The organism is Luteimonas sp. Soil_C_16 (genome assembly GCF_057657295.1).
The window spans coordinates 546381-566574 of sequence record NZ_JBDGIS010000001.1 but is presented as its reverse complement, the minus strand read 5'-3'; the positions used below and the strand labels follow the sequence as shown (position 1 = coordinate 566574).

The following is a 20194-nucleotide window of genomic DNA, read 5'->3' as shown; positions in this document are numbered from 1 at the left end:
CCATGCAACGCAGCTTGTCGTTCTGCGCCGTCGCCCTGATCGCCCTCGCCGGTTGCGCCAGCGCGCCGCAGGTGCCCGCCGATTCGGCCGCCGACCTCGATTCCAGCAATGTCGCCCGCCTCGACACCGCACTCGCCGGCGACTGGCGCAGCGCCGAAAACCGCGCGCGCGACCAGTACCGCCATCCGCGCGAAACGCTGGCCTTCTTCGGCGTGCGCCCGGAGCAGACCGTCATCGAGATCACCCCCGGCAGCGGCGCGTGGTACGCCGAGGTGCTGGCGCCGTATCTGCGCGACAACGGCCGTTACATCGCCGCGATGGTCGACCCGGCGAGCGTCGCCGAAGGCCGCGGCCGCGATTACCAGACCAGCCAGCGCGACGGCCTGCAGGCCCGCTTCGACGCCGCGCCCGCGCAGTTCGACCGCGCGCGCATGGTGAGCTACGACCCGAAGGCGCCGCGCTTCGGCCCGTCGAACTCCGCCGACGTCGTGCTGACGTTCCGCAACGTGCACAACTGGCGTTCGTCCGGTCAGGCCGAAGGCATGTTCAAGGGCTTCTACGACGTGCTGCGCCCGGGCGGCGTGCTGGGCGTGGTCGAACACCGCGCCAAGGCCGACGTGCCGGCCGACGACCGCAGCGGCTATGTCGGCACCGAGCAGGTCATCGCGCTCGCCCAGGCCGCGGGTTTCCGCGTCGACGGCAGCAGCGAGGTCAATGCGAACCCGAAGGACACCCGCGATCACCCGGATGGCGTGTGGATGCTGCCGCCGTCCAACCGGCACGCCCCCGCAGATGCGGCGAAGTACGCCGCGATCGGCGAGAGCGACCGGATGACGCTGCGGTTCGTGAAGCCCTGAACGCCCTGAGGGCGTAAGCGGTCGGACGTCGGTGCCGGACGATCGTGGTCGTCCGGTGCGGATGTCGGTTGCGATGCCGTTCCGATCGATCTGCGGATTCCATGCTCGTCGCCTTCAACAAACCCTACGGCGTGCTCTGCCAGTTCACCGACCGCAGCACGCCGCGGCGTCCGACGCTGGCCGGCTTCGGCCTGCCGCCCGGCGTCTACGCCGCCGGCCGTCTCGATCACGACAGCGAAGGCCTGCTGCTGCTGACCGACGACGGCCCGCTGGCCAACCGCATTACCGATCCGCGCCACAAGCTGCCCAAGACCTACCGGGTGCAGGTGGAAGGCACACCGTCGCCAGCGCAGCTGCAGGCGCTGCGCGACGGGGTGACTCTCAACGACGGCCCGACCCGTCCGGCGCAGGCCACGCTGCTCGACCCGCCACCGACGCTGTGGCCGCGCGATCCGCCGGTGCGCTTCCGCAAGACCGTGCCCGATGCCTGGCTGGAACTGACCATCCGCGAAGGCCGCAACCGCCAGGTGCGGCGCATGACCGCGGCGGTGGGCCTGCCGACCCTGCGGCTGGTGCGGGTGGCGATCGGCGACTGGTCGTTGGACACGCTGGCGCCCGGCGCCTGGCGGGCGATCTGAGGGGACCGGCGGTCCGCGCAGGGTCCGCAGTCGACCGGCTTTCTGGTAACGTGCCGGGCGGATCGCACGTCTGCGTCGCGTGTCGCCCATTCCCCGTTCGGGGCCACCCCGGAAGCCAATGCCGAACTCTGCAAACGCCAGCGGTCGCATCCTCGTCGTCGATGACCAGCCTGCGAACCTGCGTGTCGTCAGTTCGCTGCTGAGCCGTCACGGCTACGAAGTGCAGACGGCGCCCGACGGCGCCGAAGCGTTGGCGATGCTCGAAGCGCGCCAGCCCGACCTGCTGCTGCTCGACATGCTGATGCCGAACATGGACGGCTTCGCGCTGCTGGCCGAGATCAAGCAGAACCCGGATCTGTTGCGCCTGCCGGTGGTGTTCCTCACCGTCGCCCAGGATCGCGAACTGCTGCTGCGTGCGTTCGACGCCGGCGCGGTCGACTACGTCACCAAGCCGTTCATGCCCGAGGAGCTGCTCGCGCGCGTCAACGCGCACGTCGGCCTCAAGCAGACCCGCGATCGCCTCGAGCGCATCGCGCGCGAGCGTCAGGAGCTGGTGAACCTGGTCGCGCACGATCTGAAGAATCCGCTGTCGAGCATCTGGTTCGCCAGCGACATGCTGGTCAAGAACGAGACCAAGCCCGAGCGTATTCCGCGCTATCACAAGATGATCCACGAGAGCGCCGAAGACGCGCTCGGCTACATCCGGCGCTACCTGGAAACCCAGGACACCTCGCGCAAGGCCGCCGAGGCCGCGCAGTCGACCGGCCTGCGCGACGTGCTGGACTGGATCGTCGCGCGCTACGCCATGCAGTTCGAGGATCGCGGCGTGCAGCTGCAGGCGCGTGCGCCCGATGCCGCGCCGATGGTCGCGATCGACGGGCTGGTGCTGCGCCAGGTCGCCGAGAACCTGATCACCAACGCGATCAAGTACGCGCCCGACAGCAACGTGGACATCTCGCTGCGCGGCGGCGGCGTGGGCTTCTGGCAGCTGCTGGTCGAAGACCGCGGCCCCGGCATCGCCCGCGACCAGCAGCACGCGCTGTTCCGGCCGTTCCAGCGGCTCGCCCACGCCGGCAAGGACGATGGCCGCTCCAGCGGTCTGGGCCTGTCGCTGGCCAAGCAGATCATCGTCGACCTCGGTGGCCAGCTCTGGTACGAGGACCGCGAAGGCGGCGGCGCGCGCTTCATCATCGAGCTGCCGCAGATGTCCGCGGAGACGGAGCGTCCGGCTGCGAACGACGATCCGCAGGACGCGCCGGCATAAAAAAACGCGGGCCTGAGGCCCGCGTCCGGTCGACCAGCGCCTGGCCGCATGGCCAGCGCACGGGTGATCCTTTCGACTCAGTCGTTGCCGTTCGCCGCCGGTGCGCCGCGACGCGCGGTGGTGCGCTTGCGGGCCGGTGCACGGGTCGGTTCGATGCGGCGCGAGCTGCCTTCGACGGCGCCGCCTTCCTTGCGCTTCTTGTACTGGCGGGCCGCAACCCAGACCAGACCGGCGCCGATCACCGACGCGGCGAGAATCGCCGGATTGCGACGCAGGAAGCCGCCGGCCAGCTTGGTGCCGGTGCGTGCGGCGCCGAGCGCGACGCCCGTCTGCAGCCACTTCTCGGCGGAATCGGGAATCGCATGACGCAGGCTGTCGCCTGCTTGGCCGACCAGCGACAGTGCCTTGTCGGACAACGCTTCGAACTTGCTCATGGAATGACCTCGGATGTCCGATGTGGGATGGACGAGTCTTCGTTACCGGCTGTCGATCCGGCGTGAGCGCTGCTGCGGTCGTTGGGCTGACGTTCGGCTTCCGGCACTTCAGGTCCACGCGGTTTCGCGCGATGCGTCGCCAGCGCGCTCCATGGACCTTCCGGCCGCGCCGCGCACGACCCAACGCAGCGGTCATGTCGCACCGTCGCCGCGGGTCTAGATCGACGGGCCTCAGGTGCCACGCGGTTTCGCGCGATGCGTCGCCGGTGCATTCCAGGGATTTTCCGGCCGCGCCACGCACAACCCAACGCTGCGGTCATGTCGCACCGTCGCCACGGGTCTAGATCGACGGGCCTCAGGTGCCGCGCGGTTTCGCGCGATGCGTTGCCGGTGCATTCCAGGGATCTTCCGGCCAAGGGTGCTTGGGATACCGCCCCTTCATTTCCTTGCGCACGTCCGGATACGTGCGTTCCCAGAAGCCGGCGAGGTCGCGCGTGACCTGCAGCGGGCGCCCGGCGGGCGACAGCAGATGGATCGTCAGCGGCACGCGGCCATCGGCGACGGTCGGCGTCTTCGCCAGGCCGAACAGCTCCTGCAGCTTGACCGCGAGCACCGGCGGCACGGGCGTGCCGTCGGCCTCGACCGCGTAGTCGATCGCGCGCGCCATGCCCGACGGCACGGTGATCCGCACCGGGGCGAGACGGTCGAGCTGCTGGCGCTGCGACCAGTCCAGCCGGTTCTGCAAGGCGTCGGCCAGTGCGTCCGGGCCGAGCGCATCGAGCCGGGTGATGCCGGCGAACGCAGGGCGCAACCACGTTTCGCGCGTCGCCAGCAGCGCCGCGTCCGAGAGATCCGGCAGTGCGAGTTCGGGCATCCACGCACGCACGGCCTGCACACGCGCCTGCCATTGCCGCAGACCGTCGCGCCAGGGCAGCACGTCGAGGCCGAGCGCGCCGACCGCATCGCTCAACGCCTGCGCGGCTTGCGCCGGATCGACACGGCCGTTCGCACGCGCGTCGAGCACGATGCCGTCGAAGCGGCACACGCGCTCGCCGACCAGCGCGCGACGCTCGGCATCCCAGCGCGTCTCGTCGGCCTCGGTGAAGCGGTCCGGCCATTGCCGGCGCAGCCGCGCCTCGTCGACCGGTGCGCCGCGCAGCAGCAGTGCGTCCTTGGCCTCGTGGCGCAGCTCGCTGGCGACGATCCACGGTTCGCCGCGCAGCGTGCTGTCGTCGAACAGACGCGCCATGCGGCCGTTGCTGAGCGTGTAGCGCGCAGCGTCGCGCGCGTGGCGGTGGCCGATGCGATCGGGAAACGCATGGGCGAGCAGATCGCCGAGCAGATGCGCCGATGCGGAAGACGGCGGCGCGATGTCGAGTTTCAGGCGCCGTCGCCATTGTTTCGCGGCCGCATCGATCGCGGCCAACGCGCCGCGCTGCGCATCGACCGGCGTGCGTCCGCTGCGGAATGCGGCCAGCGCCTGCCAGCGCGCGGCCACACCGTCCGAGCGCGGCGCACCCGACAAGGGCCGCAGCGGATCGCGCGCTTCCAGCAGTGCACACAGATCGCAGGCCAATGCGCGTTCGTCGGCATCCGCGCCGGCCAGCAGCATCGCCGCGAGCCGGGGGTGCGTGCCCAGCGCGAGCATGCGGCGCCCGGTCTGCGTGATCGCACCGCGCGTGTCCAGCGCATCGAGGCGTTGCAGCAGATCGTGCGCGGCGCCCATCGCGCCGGCCGGTGGTGGATCCGGAAACGCCAGCGCGGGATCGCCCCACGCGGCGAGTTCGAGCGCGAGCGCGGCGAGATCGACCTGCGCGATCTCGGGGCGCCGCTGCGGCTCCAGGCGCTGCGATTCCGGCCACAGGCGCAGCGCCACGCCCGACGCGACACGTCCCGCGCGGCCCGCGCGCTGGTCCGCGGACGCCTGCGAGATGGACACGATCTCCAGACGCGAGAAGCCACTGTTGGGATCGAAGCGCGGCTCGCGCGCCTGGCCGCTGTCGATGACGATGCGCACGCCCGGCAGCGTCACGCTGCTCTCGGCGACGTTGGTCGCCAGCACCACGCGGCGACGGCCATCGGTGGACGGTTGCAGCACGTGCGTCTGCGCATCGACCGGCAGTTCGCCGTGCAGCACCAGCAGCTCGACATCGCCGGGCAGCGCGGCTTCGAGCTGCGCGCGACAGCGTGCGATCTCGCGCTGGCCGGGCAGGAACACCAGCGCATCGCCGGGCTGCGTCGCCAGTGCGTCGACGAGCACGCGACGCACCTGGTGTTCCAGCGCCTCGTCGCGCTTGGGCGGTGCGTGCGAGACATCGACCGGATAGCTGCGGCCCGCGCTCGACAGACGGGGCGCGTCGAGCCACGTCGCGATGCGCGCGCCATCGAGTGTGGCCGACATCACGACCAGTCGCAGGTCCTCGCGCAGGCCGGTCTGCACGTCGCGCGCCAAGGCGAGACCGAGATCGCCGGCGAGATGGCGCTCGTGGAATTCGTCGAACAGCAGCGCGCCGACGTCGCCCAGTTCCGGATCGTCCTGCAGCATCCGCGTCAGGATGCCTTCGGTGACGACCTCGATCCGCGTGCGCGCGCTGGCCCGCTGCTCGAACCGGATGCGATAGCCGACGAGGCCGCCGACGTCTTCGCCGAGCTGCCGCGCCATGAACGTCGCCGCCGAACGCGCGGCGACACGTCGCGGTTCCAGCATCACGATCTTCCGGTCGCCCAGCCACGGCGCATCGCGCAGCGCCAGCGGCACCTGCGTGGTCTTGCCTGCGCCCGGTGGCGCTTCGAGCACCAGACGCGGATGCGCAGCGAGGCTGGAGACGATCTCCGGCAACAACGACGTGATGGGGAAGACGGGAGAGGCGGCGTGCGTCACGGCGCACAGGCTAACGACGTCACGCATCGGCGTCGATGCGCGCATGCAAGGGTTTGCCCCGGTATCGGTGGTCATCGTGGCCGATTAGATTCGGCCGCTGCACCGTCACCGGATCCGCCATGCGCCTCCGTCGTCTTCCGCACGTCCTGCTGCTCTGCGGCCTGTCCGCGACCGCGCCCGCCGCGTTCGCCGAGGTCTTCATCAACGAGCTGCATTACGACAACGCGGGCGCGGATGTCGGTGAAGCGGTGGAGATCGTCGCGACCGCAGGCGAGAACCTGTCCGGCTACCGCGTGTGGCTCTACAACGGCAGCAACACGCCGAATGCGGCGACGACCTACGGCAACGTCGCGGTGCCGGCCGCGCAGACGCGCAACTGCGGCGCAACCGTCGGCATCGCCACCGTCACCTGGCTGCGCGATGGTCTGCAGAACGGACCGAACGACGGCATCGCGCTGGTCGACGGCGCCGGCACCGTCGTGCAGTTCATCAGCTACGAAGGCACGATCGTCGCCGGGAACGGCCCCGCCGCCGGACTGACCAGCCAGAACCTGCCGGTGTCGGAGAGCGCGACCGCGCCGGTCGGCACGTCGCTGCAACTGACCGGCAATGGCCGCACGGCCTCCGACTTCGACTGGGCGCCGTCGGCGACGCAGACCTTCGGCGCCTGCAATACCGGCCAGACCTTCGGTGGTGGTGGCGGCGACACCACGGCGCCGTCGATCACTGCGACCACGCCCGTCAGCAGTGCATCCGATTTCCCGGCAGCCGGCGATCTGTCGGTGTCCTTCAGCGAGGCGGTGACGCTCGCCAACGGCGCGTTCGCACTGCAGTGCGCGACGTCCGGCGCGGTGACGCTCGACCACGCGAACAGCGGCAGTACGTTCGCCATCGGCACCGGCACCGCCCTGCATGCCGGCGAGGCGTGCACGTTGACGGTCAACGCGAGCGCGGTGACCGATGCCGCGGGTCTGTCGCCGGCCGCCAATACCGTCATCGCGTTCAACGTCGCCAGCAGCGGCGGTGGCGACAGCGGTGACTACTACGCACGCGTCAACACTAGCAGCCCGGGGCAACTGCGCTGTTCGCTGCATGCCACGATCCGCGGCCATACGTCCTATCCCTACAGCGGCGGCACCACGAACACCTGGACGATCCTCGAGATCGCCGACGAGGATCCGGCCGACAGCGGCAAGGTGCTCGACGTCTACCGCAACCGCAGCTACCCCAAGGGCAGCGGCCGCGCGGGCACCGGCAGCGGGCTGACCTACAACCGCGAACACACCTGGCCCAAGTCGCTCGGCTTCCCGTCGACCAGCGGCGACAAGGGCCTGCCGAACGCGCCGCACACCGACGCGCACATGCTCTATCTCAGCGATACCGACCACAACTCGGCGCGTGGCAACAAACCGCTGGCCGACTGCACGGCTTCGGCGAATTGCAGCGAACGCGCGACCGAAGCGAACCAGGGCGTCGGCGGCGGCATCGGCCTGTTCCCGGGCAATTCCAACTGGACCAACGCCAGCGGCTTCCAGGTGTGGGGCCATCGCAAGGGCGATGTCGCACGCGCGGTGCTGTACATGGCGATCCGCTACGAGGGGGGCGTGCATCCCACGACCGGCCAGGGCGAGCCCGATCTCGAACTGACCGACGACCGCAGCCGCATCGTGTCGACCTCGGCATCGCCGGCCTACATGGGCCTGCTGTCGACGCTGCTGGCCTGGCACCAGGCCGACCCGCCGGATGCCCGCGAGCGCGAACGCAATGAAGTGGTCTACAGCTTCCAGGGCAACCGCAATCCCTTCATCGACCAGCCGCAATGGGCGACACGCGCGCTGTTCGAGAGCACGACGCCAGCGAGTTGCCAGTTGTTGAACTAGGCATGTGCACCTCTCCCGCCGGGAGAGGTCGACGCGCGAAGCGCGCCGGATGCGGGTTGGGCTTCATGGGCGAATCGAGGGCATGCACGGCGGGTTTCAAAGCCCGCCGTCTACAATGCACGCCCCCACGTTGCCCGCAGTCCGCCATGCAGCTGATCGACATCGGCGCCAACCTCACCCACGACAGCTTCGATCACGATCGCGGCGCGGTGCTGCAGCGCGCGCGGGACGCCGGCGTGGCGCGCATGGTGATCACAGGTGCCAGCCGCGAGCATTCGCCCAAGGCGCTCGAACTCGCGCAGGCGCATCCCGGGTTCCTGTACGCAACCGCGGGCGTGCATCCGCATCATGCGGCCGAGTACACCGCCGAATGCGATGCGGAGATGCGCGCGTTGCTGGCGCATCCGGAGGTCGTCGCAGTCGGCGAATGCGGATTGGATTATTTCCGCGATTTCTCGCCGCGGCCGGCGCAGCGCAAGGCCTTCGAGCGTCAGCTGCAGATCGCCGTGGACACCGGAAAGCCGCTGTTCCTGCACCAGCGCGATGCGCACGACGACTTCGTCGCGATCATGCGCGAGTTCGAGGGCCGGATCGGCCCCGCGGTGGTCCACTGCTTCACGGCCGGCAAGCGCGAGCTGTTCGAGTGTCTCGATCGTGACTGGCACATCGGCATCACCGGCTGGCTGTGCGACGAGCGCCGCGGCCAGCATCTGCGCGAACTGGTGCCGAACATTCCGGCCAACCGGCTGATGGTCGAGACCGATGCGCCGTATCTGCTGCCGCGAACGCTCAAGCCGCTGCCGAAAGACCGCCGCAACGAGCCGGCGTTCCTGCCGCACATCGTCGAGGAACTCGCACGCGATCGCGGCGAGGCGGTCGCGGTCACCGGGGAAACCACGACCGCGACGGCGGCAGCGTTCTTCCGGCTGCCGTAAAGACTCAGAAGCCGGACGGCATCAACAGCAGCAGACCCGCACCCAGCGCGATGCGATAGATCGCGAAACCCGTGAAGCGGTGCCGCTTGATGTAGCCGAGCAGCCACTTCACGACGATGAAACCGGTGACCATCGCGGCGACGAACGCGATCGCGACATCGCCCCAGGCTTCTTCGCCCAGGCCCTGGTCCATCCACAGTTCCAGGAACGCGTAGGCGCTGGCGGCGAACATCGTCGGGATGCCGACGAGAAACGCGAACTCGGCCGCGGCCGAACGCCGGCTCAGGCCCAGCAGCATCGCGAGGAAGATCGTCGTCGCCGAACGCGAGGTGCCGGGAAACACGCCGGCCACGACCTGCGCCAGACCGACCGCGATCGCCACCGTCCACGTGACGTGCGCATTGTCGCCGCGCTTCTCGGCGAAGTACTCGGCCACCAGCATCCAGATGCCGCCGATGATCAGCGCCCAAGCGACCGGCGTGACCGTCTCGGGCAGTTCCCAGCCGGCCATGCGCACCGGCAGGCCGACCAGCGCGGTGACCGCGAAGGCGACGAAGAGCTTTGCCGAATAGTCGCGGTGCTCGCGCTCGCGCAGGCCCGTCGTCAGCTGCCAGATGCGCTGGCGGAACACCAGCAGCGTCGCGAGGATCGCGCCGGCTTGGATGACGATGTTGAAGAAGTCCGAGCGCGCGCCCAGCCAGTGCTGGGCGATCAGCAGATGGCCTGTGCTGGACACGGGCAGGAATTCGGTGAGCCCCTCGATGATGCCGAGGAGCAGGGCGGAGATCGGATCGGACACGGCGTTCATGCGAAGCGGGGGCAAGCCCGCGAGGATACCGGTCGTCGACCCCCGCGCGAACCCGCGCAGCGTCCGCGGTCAGTCGCGCGTGGTGGCCGCGGACTGCTTGAGTTCGCGGTAGCGGGTCAGCGCCGCCTGCAGATCGCCGCCCAGCGCGGCCTGTTCGACCCGCTGCTGGTCGAGGATCGCCAGCTGGCGCTGCAGATCCGTGTGCTGGCTGCGGATGTTGTCGATCAGCGGTTTGGCGACGGGCTGGCCGGCCAGTTCGCGCTCGCCGGCCTGACGCAGCAGCGACAGCAGGCTGTTGCGCAGATTGTCGACGCCCATGCGCGAGGTCTTGAGCGCTTCGTCCACCAGCACGATGCGCTCGCCGTAGGCGCGGCGCAGGTCGGCTTCGGTCGCGTAGGACTCCACCATCGCCAGTTCCTGGCGCTGGCGCAGGGCCGCGGCTTCGGCGTCGAGCTTGGCCTGTTGCGCGGCCGCGGCGGCGGCGCTGCGTTCCTCGGCGGTCAGCGCGCGGCTCACGTGCGCGGTGGCCATTCCGCTGCGGGCGCTGATCTCGGTGCGTTCGGCGTCCACCGCCGATGCCGGCAATGCATCGCCGCACACGCGGCGGCCGCCTTCGTTCCAGCAATAGACCTTGCGGTCGGCGGCCGGCTGTTGCGCCATGGCACCGGTGGCGATGCAGGCCAGCAGCAGGCCGCCCATCAGTCGGATCGAAAGGTGCATGTCGTCCGTCCCCCTGACGGCCCGAAGCGTTGAATCAGCGTGTGGTGTCGCTGCCATGTCGAGCCCGGTAGGCGAGCAGGCGTTCGCGTTCTGCCGCCAGTGTCGCGCTCTGTCCGACAAATGCAAGCAGATCGGACAGCCCGGCGATGGCCACCACGGGCACGTCCTGCTCGCGTGCGACGCGCTGCGCGGCGGACTCCTGGCTGTCCTCGGCCACGCGTTCCTGGCGGTCGAGCGCGATGACGATGCCCGCCACCGTGCCGCCGCCCTCGGCGATCTGGCCCAGCGCTTCGCGGATCGCGGTGCCGGCGGTGATCACGTCGTCGACGATCAGTACGCGGCGCCCGGCCAGCGGCGCGCCGATCAGCAGGCCGCCTTCGCCGTGCGCCTTGGCTTCCTTGCGGTTGAACGCGACCGGCAGATCGCGGCCGCGACGCGCGTATTCGCAAGCCAGCGCCGTCGCCAGCGGGATGCCCTTGTAGGCCGGGCCGAACAGCAGGTCGAACTCGACCCCGGCAGCCTCCAGCGCATCGGCGTAGCAGCCGGCCAGCGTGGCGATGGCGACACCGGAATCGAAGCGCCCGGCATTGAAGAAATACGGACTGACGCGGCCGGACTTCAGCGTGAACTCGCCGAAGCGCAGCGCGTCGGCCTCGAGGGCGAGCTGCAGGAAACGGGTGCGGTGGTCGGTCATGGCGCCCATTGTCCCACGCCGAGTGCGCGCCGCATCAGGTGCTGCGGCCCGCCGCGGCCGCCGCGCATGATCTCGCCGCTGTCGACGAAGCCGGCGCGCGTGTACAGGTGCACGGCGATGACGTTGGCCGCGTGCACGTTCAGCGCCAGCGTCAGCCGTTCGGGATGCCGCAGCGCCAGATCCGCACAGCACGCGGCGAGCACCGGCAGCCCGAAGCCGCGGCCCTGCCAGGCCAGGCCGAGCGCGAAGGCGCGCAGCGTGACCAGACGCCGGTCGACGGCCTGCGTCGCGAAGGCCGCGGTGGGGTAGTCGAGGCGGTAGAAGCCGATGACGACGTCGCCCAGCAGCACTGCCATCGCGTCGCTGTCCGGCGCAGCCATGGCGTTGTCGACATTGAACGCGATGTCACCGGCGTAGACAGCCTGCGTCGCGGTGAGCAGCAGGCAGCGCGCGGCCTCGGCCTGCGCCGTCGAGGCGATGACGACACACGGCAGCGGGCCCGACGACATCGGCGGAGGATACGCGCCGCGGAGGCCGGCCGCTCAGCACGAATCCGTTAGGCTTGGCGCCGGTACACGTGGATCCGGTCTGCATGAAAATCGTCAGCTTCAACGCCAATGGCGTGCGCTCCGCCGCGAAAAAGGGCTTCTTCGACTGGTTCGTCGCCCAGGACGCCGACGTGCTGTGCATGCAGGAAACCAAGGCGCAGGAACACCAGCTGGTTGGCGAGTCCGGCCTGCATGCGGACTTCCTCCCCGCCGGCTACAAGGCCTGGTTCCGCGACGCGTCGACCAAGAAGGGCTACAGCGGCGTGGCGATCTACGCGCGGCGCGAGCCCGACGAGATCCGCACCGCGCTGGGCTGGGCGCCGTTCGACGACGAGGGCCGGTACATCGAAGCGCGCTTCGGCAACCTCAGCGTGGTGTCGTTCTACATTCCGTCCGGCTCATCCGGCGATCTGCGCCAAGGCTTCAAGTTCGAAGTCATGGACTGGCTCAAGCCGATCCTTGACGAATGGCTGGCCAGCGGCCGCGACTACGTGCTGTGCGGCGACTGGAACATCGTGCGCGCGCGCCACGACATCAAGAACTGGACCAGCAACCAGAAGAATTCCGGCTGCACGCCGCCCGAGCGCGCATGGCTCAACGCGATGATCGGCGACGCCAGCGGCGACGGCCTGGTCGAGCCGCCCGCGACCGGCTGGCTCGATGCGCTGCGCGTGCTGCGCCCCGATGCGCCCGAATACACCTGGTGGAGCAACCGCGGCGCCGCGCGCGCCAACAACGTCGGGTGGCGGATCGACTACCAGTTCATCACCCCGTCGCTGCGTGACCGGGTGCGTTCGGTCACCGTGCATCCCGAGCCGCGCTTCTCCGATCACGCCCCGCTGGTCGTGGACTACCGCGCGTGAGCGCCGCCGCCCCGGCGACACCGGCCGGCAAGCCGTCGATCTGGCGCGCGTTCACCCAGCCCGCCGCATGGACGATGTTCTTCTTCGGCTTCGCATCCGGTTTGCCGTTCCTGCTGGTCGCCGGCACGCTGGCCTACTGGTTGCGCGAGGGCGGCATCGAGCTGCGCGAGATCACGATGATCGCCAGCGCCGGCATGGCGTATTCGTTCAAGTTCCTGTGGGCGCCGCTGGTCGACCGCTGGCGGCTGCCGCTGCTCGGGCGCCTGGGCCAGCGCCGCGGCTGGCTGCTGCTGGCGATGGCCGCGGTGATGGTCGGCCTGCTGGCGATGGCCAGCGTCGGCACCGGCCCGCTGCCGCTGTTCGTCGCGATCACGCTGCTGGTCGCCTTCGCCGGCGCCACGCTCGACATCGCGGTGGATGCCTACCGCGTCGAGATCGCGCCGAAGAACGCGCAGGGCGCGCTGGTCGCGACGTATTCGCTGGGTTACCGGATCGCGCTGATCGTCACCGGCGCGCTGGCGCTGGTGCTGGCCGACCACGTCGCCTGGCCGGCGGTCTACCGGGTCATGGCCGCGTGCATGCTGGTGCCGATCATCACCATCCTGTTCGCCGCCGAGCCCGACGTCGTGCGCGTGCGCGCGCAGAACTTCGCCCAGGGCCTGCGCGAAGGCGTGGTCGAACCTTTCGCCGATTTCTTCCGCCGTTTCGGCGGCAAGGTCGCGATCGGCATCCTGCTCTTCATCCTCGCGATGAAGATCTCCGACCAGGCGTTGATCGGCGGCATCATCGGTCCGTTCTATCTCGACCAGGGTTTCACCAAGACCGAGATCGCCGCGGTGACCAAGGTCTACGGCATCTGGATCGGCATCGCCGGCGCGTTCCTCGGCGGCATCGCGGTCGCGCGCTGGGGCATCCAGTGGCCGCTGTTCGTGGCGATCGTGATGGGCGCCTGCAGCAACCTGCTGTATCTCGCGCTGATCGGTGCCGACGGCGATCTGACCCGCCTGACCATCGTGATCTCCGGCGAGAACCTGGCCCAGGGCTTCCTCGGCACCGTCGCCGTGGCCTACCTGTCGGCGCTGGTGAACATGCGCTACACCGCCACGCAGTACGCGCTGTTCTCGTCGTTGATCATGCTGCCGGGCAAGGTGCTGGGGTTCTTCTCCGGGCACATCGTCGAAGCAACCGAAGGGTATGCGACGTATTTCGTGATCACCGCCGTGGTCGCGGTGCCCGCACTTGTGCTCTTCTTCTGGCTCAAGCCGCGGGTGCGTCTCAACGACGATGACGAAGCGGCCGCCACCGGAGACATCACGGAATGACCGAACTCGTACTCAGGGATCTCGACCCCGCGCTGCTCGAGCGCATCAATGCCTACGCCGACACGCAGGGCTGGGGCCAGGCGCGCACGCTGCGCTTCCTGCTCGAGCAGGGCCTGCGCGCCAGTGTCGGCGACGAACGCTCGACCTTCGATCCGGCCGAGGACGGCGTGCTGGCGGCGGCGATCGGTGCGCTGGAGCAGATTCCCGACGACACCTTCGCCCTGATCGGCCGCGGCCCCGCGCAGCCCGCTGCTGCGAGCTGACGTGCGTTCGCAGGACGGGTCGCGCGCAGCGAACCCGTCGCCGGTGTCGCCGGACGTCTCAGGCCGGATGCACGACGCCGAGCACGCGCGGCCCGGCCGCGCCGGTGACCGACGGCAGATTGCCCGGCCGGCCGAGCACGGTCTGCCGCGCCAGCCACGCAAAGCCCATCGCCTCGACATGATCCGGATCGAGTCCGTGCGCGGCGCTCGATTCGACCACCACGCCCGGTAGCGCCTCGCCCAGCGCGCGCATCAGCGCGCCGTTGTGCACGCCGCCGCCGCAGCCGATCACGCGCGCGGTGCCCGGCTGGGTCGCACGCAGCGCGTCGGCGATCGTCACCACGCTGAGCGCGAGCAGCGTCGCCTGGACATCGGCGATGGCCTCGCCGCCCTGCAACGCGGCCTCGACCCAGTCGAGATGGAACTGGTCGCGCCCGGTCGACTTCGGCGGTGGCGCGGCGAACCACGGCTCGGCCCGCAACCGCGCGAGCAGCGCGGCGTCGACGCGGCCACGCGCGGCCAGCGCACCATCGCGGTCGAAGGCTTCGCCGGTGTGGCGCAGGCACCACGCATCCATCAGCCCGTTGGCCGGTCCCGTGTCGAACCCGCGCACCGGACCACCGTCGCCGGGCAACAACGTCAGATTGGCAATGCCGCCGAGATTCAGCACCGCGCGGTCTTCGCCGGCGCGCGACAGCAGCGCCGCATGCAAGGCGGGCAGCAGCGGTGCGCCGTGTCCGCCGGCGGCGACATCGCGCCGGCGGAAATCGGCGACGGTCGCCACGCCGGTGCGCTCGGCGATGCGCGCGCCGTCACCGAGCTGCAGGGTGAACGGTGCACGGCCGTCGCCATCGCGTCCGTAGGGGCGGTGGCGCAGCGTCTGCCCGTGCGAACCGAGCGCGACGATGTCGGCGGCGGTGAGTCCGGCATCGGCGATCGCCGCCAGCGCGGCATCGGCGAACGCATCGGCGATCAAGATATCGAGTTCGCCGACGTCGTCGAGCGTCAGCGACGCAGCCTGCTGGCCGAGCGCGACCAGACGCGCCCGCAGCGCGGCGTCCCAGGGATAGGTCGCACCGAACCGCAGCTCGGCGTGCAGCGCGCCGTCGGCGCGATCGTCGAAGCGGACGATCGCCGCGTCGATCCCGTCGGCGCTGGTGCCCGAAATCAGGCCGAGGAACAGTTCGGACATGGCGTCAGCGCCGGAGATGAGGAGGGTGCAAACGAAACGCCCGGCGCGGAGCCGGGCGTTCGGGGCGGATCAGCCGCGGCCGTTGCCGGGCCGCGCGGCGTTCGCGACCTGCCGGTCGGGATCCGGCTTGGCCGGCACCTGCGCGTAGATCACGTTCTCGACCTCGCGGATGCGGGCGAGCGCGGGGCCGGTCTGCTGGCGGAACTGCGCCAGCGCGGCGCCGCTGAGCGGATCGGGCTCGGGCATCGTGTGCTGCAGCGGATTGCGGTGCGCACCATTGACACGGAATTCGTAGTGCAGATGCGGGCCGGTCGACAGGCCGGTGGTGCCGACGTAGCCGATCACTGTGCCCTGCGCGACGCGCTGGCCCTGGCGGATGTTGCCGAAGCGCGACATGTGCGCGTACAGCGTGGTGTGGCCACGGCCGTGGTCGAGCACCACGGTGTTGCCGTAGCCGCCCTGCACGCCGCGGAACTGCACGCGTGCATCGCCGGCGGCCATGATCGGCGTGCCGGTCGGCGCGGCATAGTCGACGCCCTTGTGCATGCGCATCGTGCCCAGCACGGGATGGCGGCGGCTGCCGAAACGCGAGCTCAGGCGCGCGTACTGGATCGGCATGCGGATGAAGCTCTTCTTCAGCGGGCGGCCTTCGGCGTTGTAGTACTCGGCCTTGCCGTCCTGCTCGTAACGGAACGCGCTGAAGGGCTTGCCCTTCGCGGTGAACACCGCCGCCTGCACCGGGCCGCTGCGGATCAGTTCGCCTTCGCGCCAGACCTGCTCGACGACGACGCTGAAGCGGTCGGTCTGGGTGACGTCGGTGTTGAAGTCGATGTCGTACTTGAAGACTTCGTCGGTCAGTGTGTTGATGTTCGCGCCCGACAGGCCCAGCTTGCGCGCCGAGTGGAACAGCGAGCGGCCCACTTCACCGCTGATGACGACATTGCGGATCTCGACCGGACGCTCGACGACTTCTTCGCGGACGGTGTCGCCGGCCAGGCTCAGTTCGACACGCTCGGTGTCGCTGCGGTCGTAGCGCAGCTTGTTGAGCGTGCCGTCGAGGGCGAGGTCGAAGCCCAGCTCCGTGCCCGGACGCATGCGCGTCAGCTTGGCCTTGGCATCGGGCAGCTCGAGGATGCGGTGCATCGTCGAAGCCGGCAGGTCGAGCTCGGAGAAGATCGAACCCAGCGTCTGGCCGCGCTCGACGGTGACGAGCTGCCAGTTGTCGTGGGTCTGCTGTGCGGTGCGCTGCTTGGCGGTCAGCGGCGGCAGCGCCAGCGACATCGTCACCAGATCGTGCTGCGGCTCCGCATCGCCGCGCATGGCCTGGGAGACGCCGGGCACCAGCGCGACGACGAGGACACCGAGCGTGGCGAAGAGGCTGGCGTGGCCCCAGTCGCGGCGCGTCCAGCGACCGGGATACAGCCGCAGGCGCGATGCCTGTTCCTGTTGCCTGTTCCGGGCCGCAGCCTGCAGGTTGTCGTGGAGCACCTGCTGGTGGTGCGCGTCGGCCTGGGGCGGCGGGACGGGAGTCGTCATCGTGGGCGGGTCCGGATGGCGTGAACGGCGTGTCAGCGGGGTAACATAGAGACGTGAGGTCCATGCGTCAAATGCCTGACCGGACTGGAATTTTTACCCCGTTCACCGGATAACGAAGCCTTAACCTGGCGTGTCCGCATTCACTTTTCAGCCATCCACGAGATCCCCGCACCGATGTCCCTGCAGCCCGCCACCGCTCCCCTCGATCTAATCGCCCGCGGCACGGACGAGATCCTCAAGCGTGACGACCTCGAAGCGCGCCTGAAGCTCGGCCGCCCGCTGCGGATCAAGGCCGGTTTCGACCCCACCGCGCCGGACCTGCATCTGGGCCACACGGTGCTGCTCAACAAGCTGCGCCAGTTCCAGGACCTCGGCCACCAGGTGATCTTCCTGATCGGCGACTTCACCGGGATGATCGGCGACCCGTCCGGCAAGAGCGCGACCCGCAAGTCGCTGAGCCGCGAGGACGTGCTGGCCAACGCCGAGACCTATAAGGCGCAGGTGTTCAAGGTGCTGGACGAGGCGAAGACCGAGGTCCGCTTCAATTCCGAATGGTTCGGCACGATGGGCGCGGCCGACATGATCCGCCTCGCGTCCTCGCACACCGTGGCGCGGATGCTCGAGCGCGACGATTTCGCCAAGCGCTACGCCGGCCAGCAGCCGATCGCGATCCACGAATTCCTCTACCCGCTGGTGCAGGGCTACGACTCGGTCGCGCTGCAGGCCGACGTCGAATGCGGCGGCACCGACCAGAAGTTCAACCTGCTGATGGGCCGCGGCCTGCAGGAAAGCCACGGTCAGGCGCCGCAGATCGTGCTGACGATGCCGCTGCTGGTCGGGCTCGACGGCGTCAACAAGATGGGCAAGTCGCTCGGCAACTACATCGGCGTGACCGAGCCGGCGATCGACATGGTCAACAAGACCATGAAGATCGGCGATGCGCTGATGTGGGACTGGATCGAACTGCTGAGCTTCGAGATCGGCATCGACGAGGCCAGGGCGCTGAAGGCGCAGGTCGAGGCCGGCACCTTGAACCCGCGCGACGTGAAGCTGCGCCTGGCGCGCGAACTCGCGACGCGCTTCCACGACGCCGATGCGGCCGAGCTCGCGATCCGCGGCTGGCAGGTCGCGATCTCCGGCGAAGGCGACGTGTCGCTGCTGCCGCTGCAGGACGTGACCGTGCCCACTGAGGGTCTGCGCATCGGCGCGCTGCTGACGGCGGCTGGCATCACGCCGAGCAATTCGGAAGCCAGCCGCAAGCTGAAAGAGCGCGCGGTCAAGGTTGACGGCGCGGTGATCGACGACGCGGGGCTGGAATTCAAGCCCGGCTTCGAAGGCGTGCTGCAGGTCGGCAAGCGCAATTTCGCGCGCATCAGACTCGTCGCAGGCTGAGCTCTGCTCCTCCGCGCATGCGGCGTGATTAGTGTCGTGTCTCAGCTGATTCTGGACACGCCGTAATCCACTCCTTCCCCCGCGTGCGGGGGAAGGTTGGGATGGGGGCAAGCTCGACGTACCAAGGTAATTGACGGAGCGTGGACGACCTGCGGCATCTGCGCGCCCTGTCTCGCCGCAACCTGACGCCTTGCCCCCACCCAACCCTCCCCCGTAAACGGAGGAGGGCTTCAAGCATCACTGCGCCGGCGTCGCCCGCGCCGCATCACTCGTCACCCGGCGCGCGCTGAACTCGCTGTCCGCGTCCCACGCCGGCCAGGTCTCGCCGTTCGCCAGCGCTTCGGCCAGGCGGTAGACCGTGCGCGTGTCGGCGGTCGGGCCGGCCATGTCCCAGCTGTCGTCGAAGGCGTCGCCCGGCTGGTGATAGCGGTGGGCGAAATAATCGGCGCGTGCCGCCTTGCCGCCTTCGACGCCGCCATCGAGCTGGTCCATGCCGGGGCCGATCGTGATCGCCGGCACGCCGGCCTGGGCAAACGCGAAATGGTCGGCGCGGTAGAACAGGCCGGCTTCGAGATTCGGATCCGGCGACCAGCCGCGACCATCGACCGCGGCCGCCGTGGCGAGATCGCGTTCCAGGGATACGCGGCCCTTGCCCCAGGACGAGATGTCGTGCGTTTCCCCGTCCGGACTCCACATTTCCATGTTGAGCACTGCGGCCGTGGTCTCCAGCGGGCGCAGCGGGTTGGCGGCGTAGTAGGTCGCGCCGAGCAGGCCGTTCTCTTCCGCCGTCAGCGCGATGAACTGCAGCGTGCGCGCCGGGCGCGGGCCGGCGGCGAAGACGCGGGCGAGTTCGATCATCGAGGCGATCGCGGTGGCGTTGTCGACCGCGCCGTTGATGATCGCGTCGCCGCTGTCGTCGGGTTCACCGACGCCGAAGCTGTCCCAGTGGCCCGACAGGATCACGGTCTCGTCGGGACGCGACGCACCCGGCAGCACGCCGACGACGTTGTGGCTGATCACGCGGTCGCGCTTGACCGCGAAGGCGAGATCCAGCGTGGCATCGCCCAGCGCACCGCCCTTGAAGCCGTGCTGCTGCGCGCGGCGCTTCTCGGCCTCGAAATCGAGTCCGGCGTCCTTGAACAGCTGCTCGGCCACGCCGCGCTGAATCCAGCCGCGCATCGGCAGGTGATGGGACTCGGCGTCGGCGCGCACGATGTCGTACTGCGGTCCGGCGCGGCCGTTGCGCACCGTCGCCCACGGATACGAGGCCGGCTCGGTCTCGTGCACGATCAGCACGCCGGCTGCGCCGCGCTTCGCGGCCTCTTCGTACTTGTAGGTCCAGCGGCCATACCAGGTCAGCGCGCGACCGCCGAAGCGACCGGGCTCGGCGGCCTCGAAATCCGGATCGTTGATCAGCACGACGACGACCTTGCCGGCGACATCGAGCCCGGCGTAATCGTCCCAGTCGAGTTCCGGCGCGGTGATGCCGTAGCCGGCGAACACCAGCGGCGTGCCCGACAGGTCGACGCCCGTGCCCGGGCGCAGGGTTTCGACCGCGATGTCGTCGCCATTGGCCAGCTCGCGGGTGGCGCCGCCGACGTGCAACTGCGCCGTCACCGGACCGTCGATGACGCTGCGTTCCAGCGTGACCGCCTGGGTCCAGCCGCCATCATCGCCGCCGGGCTCGAGGCCTGCTTCCGCGAACTGCGCGCTGATGTAGTCGACGGTCAGGCGCTCGCCTTCGGTGGTCGGCGCGCGGCCTTCGAATTTGTCGGACGCCAGCACCGACAGATGCCGCGCGAGGTTGTCGGACTGGATGCCGCCGCCGGGAATGTCGGCGGCCGCAAGCGCAGCGCTGGACGCGTCCGCATCGGGCGCGGCGGGCGTCGACGGGGTGCAGGCAGCGAGCAGCAGCGCGCAGGCGAGGGCGGTCAGGCAACGCGGTCGGGACATCGGAAAATCCGTGA

At 69.7% G+C, this 20194-nt stretch carries 18 protein-coding genes; 9 read left to right on the top strand and 9 right to left on the bottom strand.

All coding sequences use genetic code 11. The features are described 5' to 3' along the window. Nucleotides 1-2 precede the first annotated feature (2 nt). The 3 genes from AC3A5T_RS02505 to AC3A5T_RS02495 all read left to right on the top strand — a co-directional run bounded on the left by AC3A5T_RS02505 (nucleotide 3) and on the right by AC3A5T_RS02495 (nucleotide 2759). The gene (locus AC3A5T_RS02505; RefSeq protein ID WP_487627210.1) at nucleotides 3-857 is read left to right on the top strand and encodes a class I SAM-dependent methyltransferase; all 855 of its coding nucleotides are present in this window, start codon (nucleotides 3-5) and stop codon (nucleotides 855-857) included. A gap of 101 nt (nucleotides 858-958) precedes the next feature. Beyond that, nucleotides 959-1495 carry a pseudouridine synthase gene (locus tag AC3A5T_RS02500; RefSeq protein ID WP_487627209.1) on the top strand — a complete coding sequence of 179 codons (537 nt, stop codon included), beginning with the start codon at nucleotides 959-961 and terminating at the stop codon, nucleotides 1493-1495. 118 nt (nucleotides 1496-1613) lie between these two features. Next, on the top strand, nucleotides 1614-2759 hold the full coding sequence (locus AC3A5T_RS02495) for a hybrid sensor histidine kinase/response regulator (RefSeq protein ID WP_332078821.1): 1146 nt from the start codon (nucleotides 1614-1616) through the stop codon (nucleotides 2757-2759). A 77-nt stretch (nucleotides 2760-2836) separates the two neighbouring features. On the opposite strand, the gene AC3A5T_RS02490 is transcribed toward AC3A5T_RS02495, so the two are convergent. Then, nucleotides 2837-3193 carry a hypothetical protein gene (locus AC3A5T_RS02490; protein WP_487627208.1) on the bottom strand — a complete coding sequence of 119 codons (357 nt, stop codon included), beginning with the start codon at nucleotides 3191-3193 and terminating at the stop codon, nucleotides 2837-2839. Between the two features lie 355 nt (nucleotides 3194-3548). Continuing rightward, entirely contained in the window at nucleotides 3549-6101 is a 2553-nt protein-coding gene (hrpB, locus tag AC3A5T_RS02485; protein WP_487627207.1) for an ATP-dependent helicase HrpB, read from the bottom strand. Between the two features lie 92 nt (nucleotides 6102-6193). Here hrpB and AC3A5T_RS02480 point away from each other — a divergent pair, with 92 nt between their 5' ends. Further along, on the top strand, nucleotides 6194-7954 hold the full coding sequence (locus AC3A5T_RS02480; RefSeq protein ID WP_487627206.1) for an endonuclease: 1761 nt from the start codon (nucleotides 6194-6196) through the stop codon (nucleotides 7952-7954). A 146-nt stretch (nucleotides 7955-8100) separates the two neighbouring features. Further along, nucleotides 8101-8889, top strand: coding sequence for a TatD family hydrolase (locus tag AC3A5T_RS02475; protein WP_487627205.1), 789 nt, complete (start codon nucleotides 8101-8103; stop codon nucleotides 8887-8889). A gap of 4 nt (nucleotides 8890-8893) precedes the next feature. Here the strand turns inward: AC3A5T_RS02475 and AC3A5T_RS02470 are convergent, their stop codons facing one another. The 4 genes from AC3A5T_RS02470 to AC3A5T_RS02455 form a co-directional block, all read right to left on the bottom strand. Then, nucleotides 8894-9688: an undecaprenyl-diphosphate phosphatase gene (locus AC3A5T_RS02470; protein WP_332078828.1), complete on the bottom strand. Its 795-nt coding sequence runs from the start codon at nucleotides 9686-9688 to the stop codon at nucleotides 8894-8896. A gap of 78 nt (nucleotides 9689-9766) precedes the next feature. Next, nucleotides 9767-10417, bottom strand: coding sequence for a hypothetical protein (locus AC3A5T_RS02465; RefSeq protein ID WP_487627204.1), 651 nt, complete (start codon nucleotides 10415-10417; stop codon nucleotides 9767-9769). 34 nt (nucleotides 10418-10451) lie between these two features. Continuing rightward, nucleotides 10452-11111 (bottom strand): orotate phosphoribosyltransferase, encoded by a 660-nt coding sequence (gene pyrE / locus AC3A5T_RS02460; protein ID WP_487627203.1) that lies wholly within the window; start codon nucleotides 11109-11111, stop codon nucleotides 10452-10454. Beyond that, the gene (locus AC3A5T_RS02455; protein ID WP_487627202.1) at nucleotides 11108-11620 is read right to left on the bottom strand and encodes a GNAT family N-acetyltransferase; all 513 of its coding nucleotides are present in this window, start codon (nucleotides 11618-11620) and stop codon (nucleotides 11108-11110) included. The genes pyrE and AC3A5T_RS02455 overlap by 4 nt, the downstream gene beginning before the upstream one ends. 83 nt (nucleotides 11621-11703) lie before the next feature. Between AC3A5T_RS02455 and AC3A5T_RS02450 the strand changes: the two genes are divergently transcribed. From AC3A5T_RS02450 to AC3A5T_RS02440, 3 genes are read left to right on the top strand one after another with little or no spacing between them, the layout of a single operon-like run. Next, nucleotides 11704-12522: an exodeoxyribonuclease III gene (locus tag AC3A5T_RS02450; protein ID WP_487627201.1), complete on the top strand. Its 819-nt coding sequence runs from the start codon at nucleotides 11704-11706 to the stop codon at nucleotides 12520-12522. Next, complete coding sequence (locus tag AC3A5T_RS02445; protein WP_425497260.1) at nucleotides 12519-13844, top strand: AmpG family muropeptide MFS transporter; 1326 nt, start codon at nucleotides 12519-12521, stop codon at nucleotides 13842-13844. The genes AC3A5T_RS02450 and AC3A5T_RS02445 overlap by 4 nt, the downstream gene beginning before the upstream one ends. Further along, nucleotides 13841-14107, top strand: a complete 267-nt coding sequence (locus AC3A5T_RS02440) for a hypothetical protein (RefSeq protein ID WP_487627200.1) — start codon at nucleotides 13841-13843, stop codon at nucleotides 14105-14107. Before AC3A5T_RS02445 ends, AC3A5T_RS02440 begins: the two co-directional genes overlap by 4 nt. Before the next feature lie 58 nt (nucleotides 14108-14165). Here AC3A5T_RS02440 and AC3A5T_RS02435 read toward each other — a convergent pair whose 3' ends face one another. Both AC3A5T_RS02435 and AC3A5T_RS02430 read right to left on the bottom strand, forming a co-directional pair. Then, complete coding sequence (locus AC3A5T_RS02435; protein ID WP_487627199.1) at nucleotides 14166-15299, bottom strand: anhydro-N-acetylmuramic acid kinase; 1134 nt, start codon at nucleotides 15297-15299, stop codon at nucleotides 14166-14168. 69 nt (nucleotides 15300-15368) lie between these two features. Beyond that, nucleotides 15369-16835, bottom strand: a complete 1467-nt coding sequence (locus AC3A5T_RS02430) for a M23 family metallopeptidase (RefSeq protein WP_332078835.1) — start codon at nucleotides 16833-16835, stop codon at nucleotides 15369-15371. A 174-nt stretch (nucleotides 16836-17009) separates the two neighbouring features. Here AC3A5T_RS02430 and tyrS point away from each other — a divergent pair, with 174 nt between their 5' ends. After that, the gene (gene tyrS, locus AC3A5T_RS02425; protein WP_487627198.1) at nucleotides 17010-18227 is read left to right on the top strand and encodes a tyrosine--tRNA ligase; all 1218 of its coding nucleotides are present in this window, start codon (nucleotides 17010-17012) and stop codon (nucleotides 18225-18227) included. A 237-nt stretch (nucleotides 18228-18464) separates the two neighbouring features. On the opposite strand, the gene AC3A5T_RS02420 is transcribed toward tyrS, so the two are convergent. Then, complete coding sequence (locus AC3A5T_RS02420; RefSeq protein WP_487627197.1) at nucleotides 18465-20180, bottom strand: M28 family metallopeptidase; 1716 nt, start codon at nucleotides 20178-20180, stop codon at nucleotides 18465-18467. Between the last annotated feature and the right edge of the window lie 14 nt (nucleotides 20181-20194).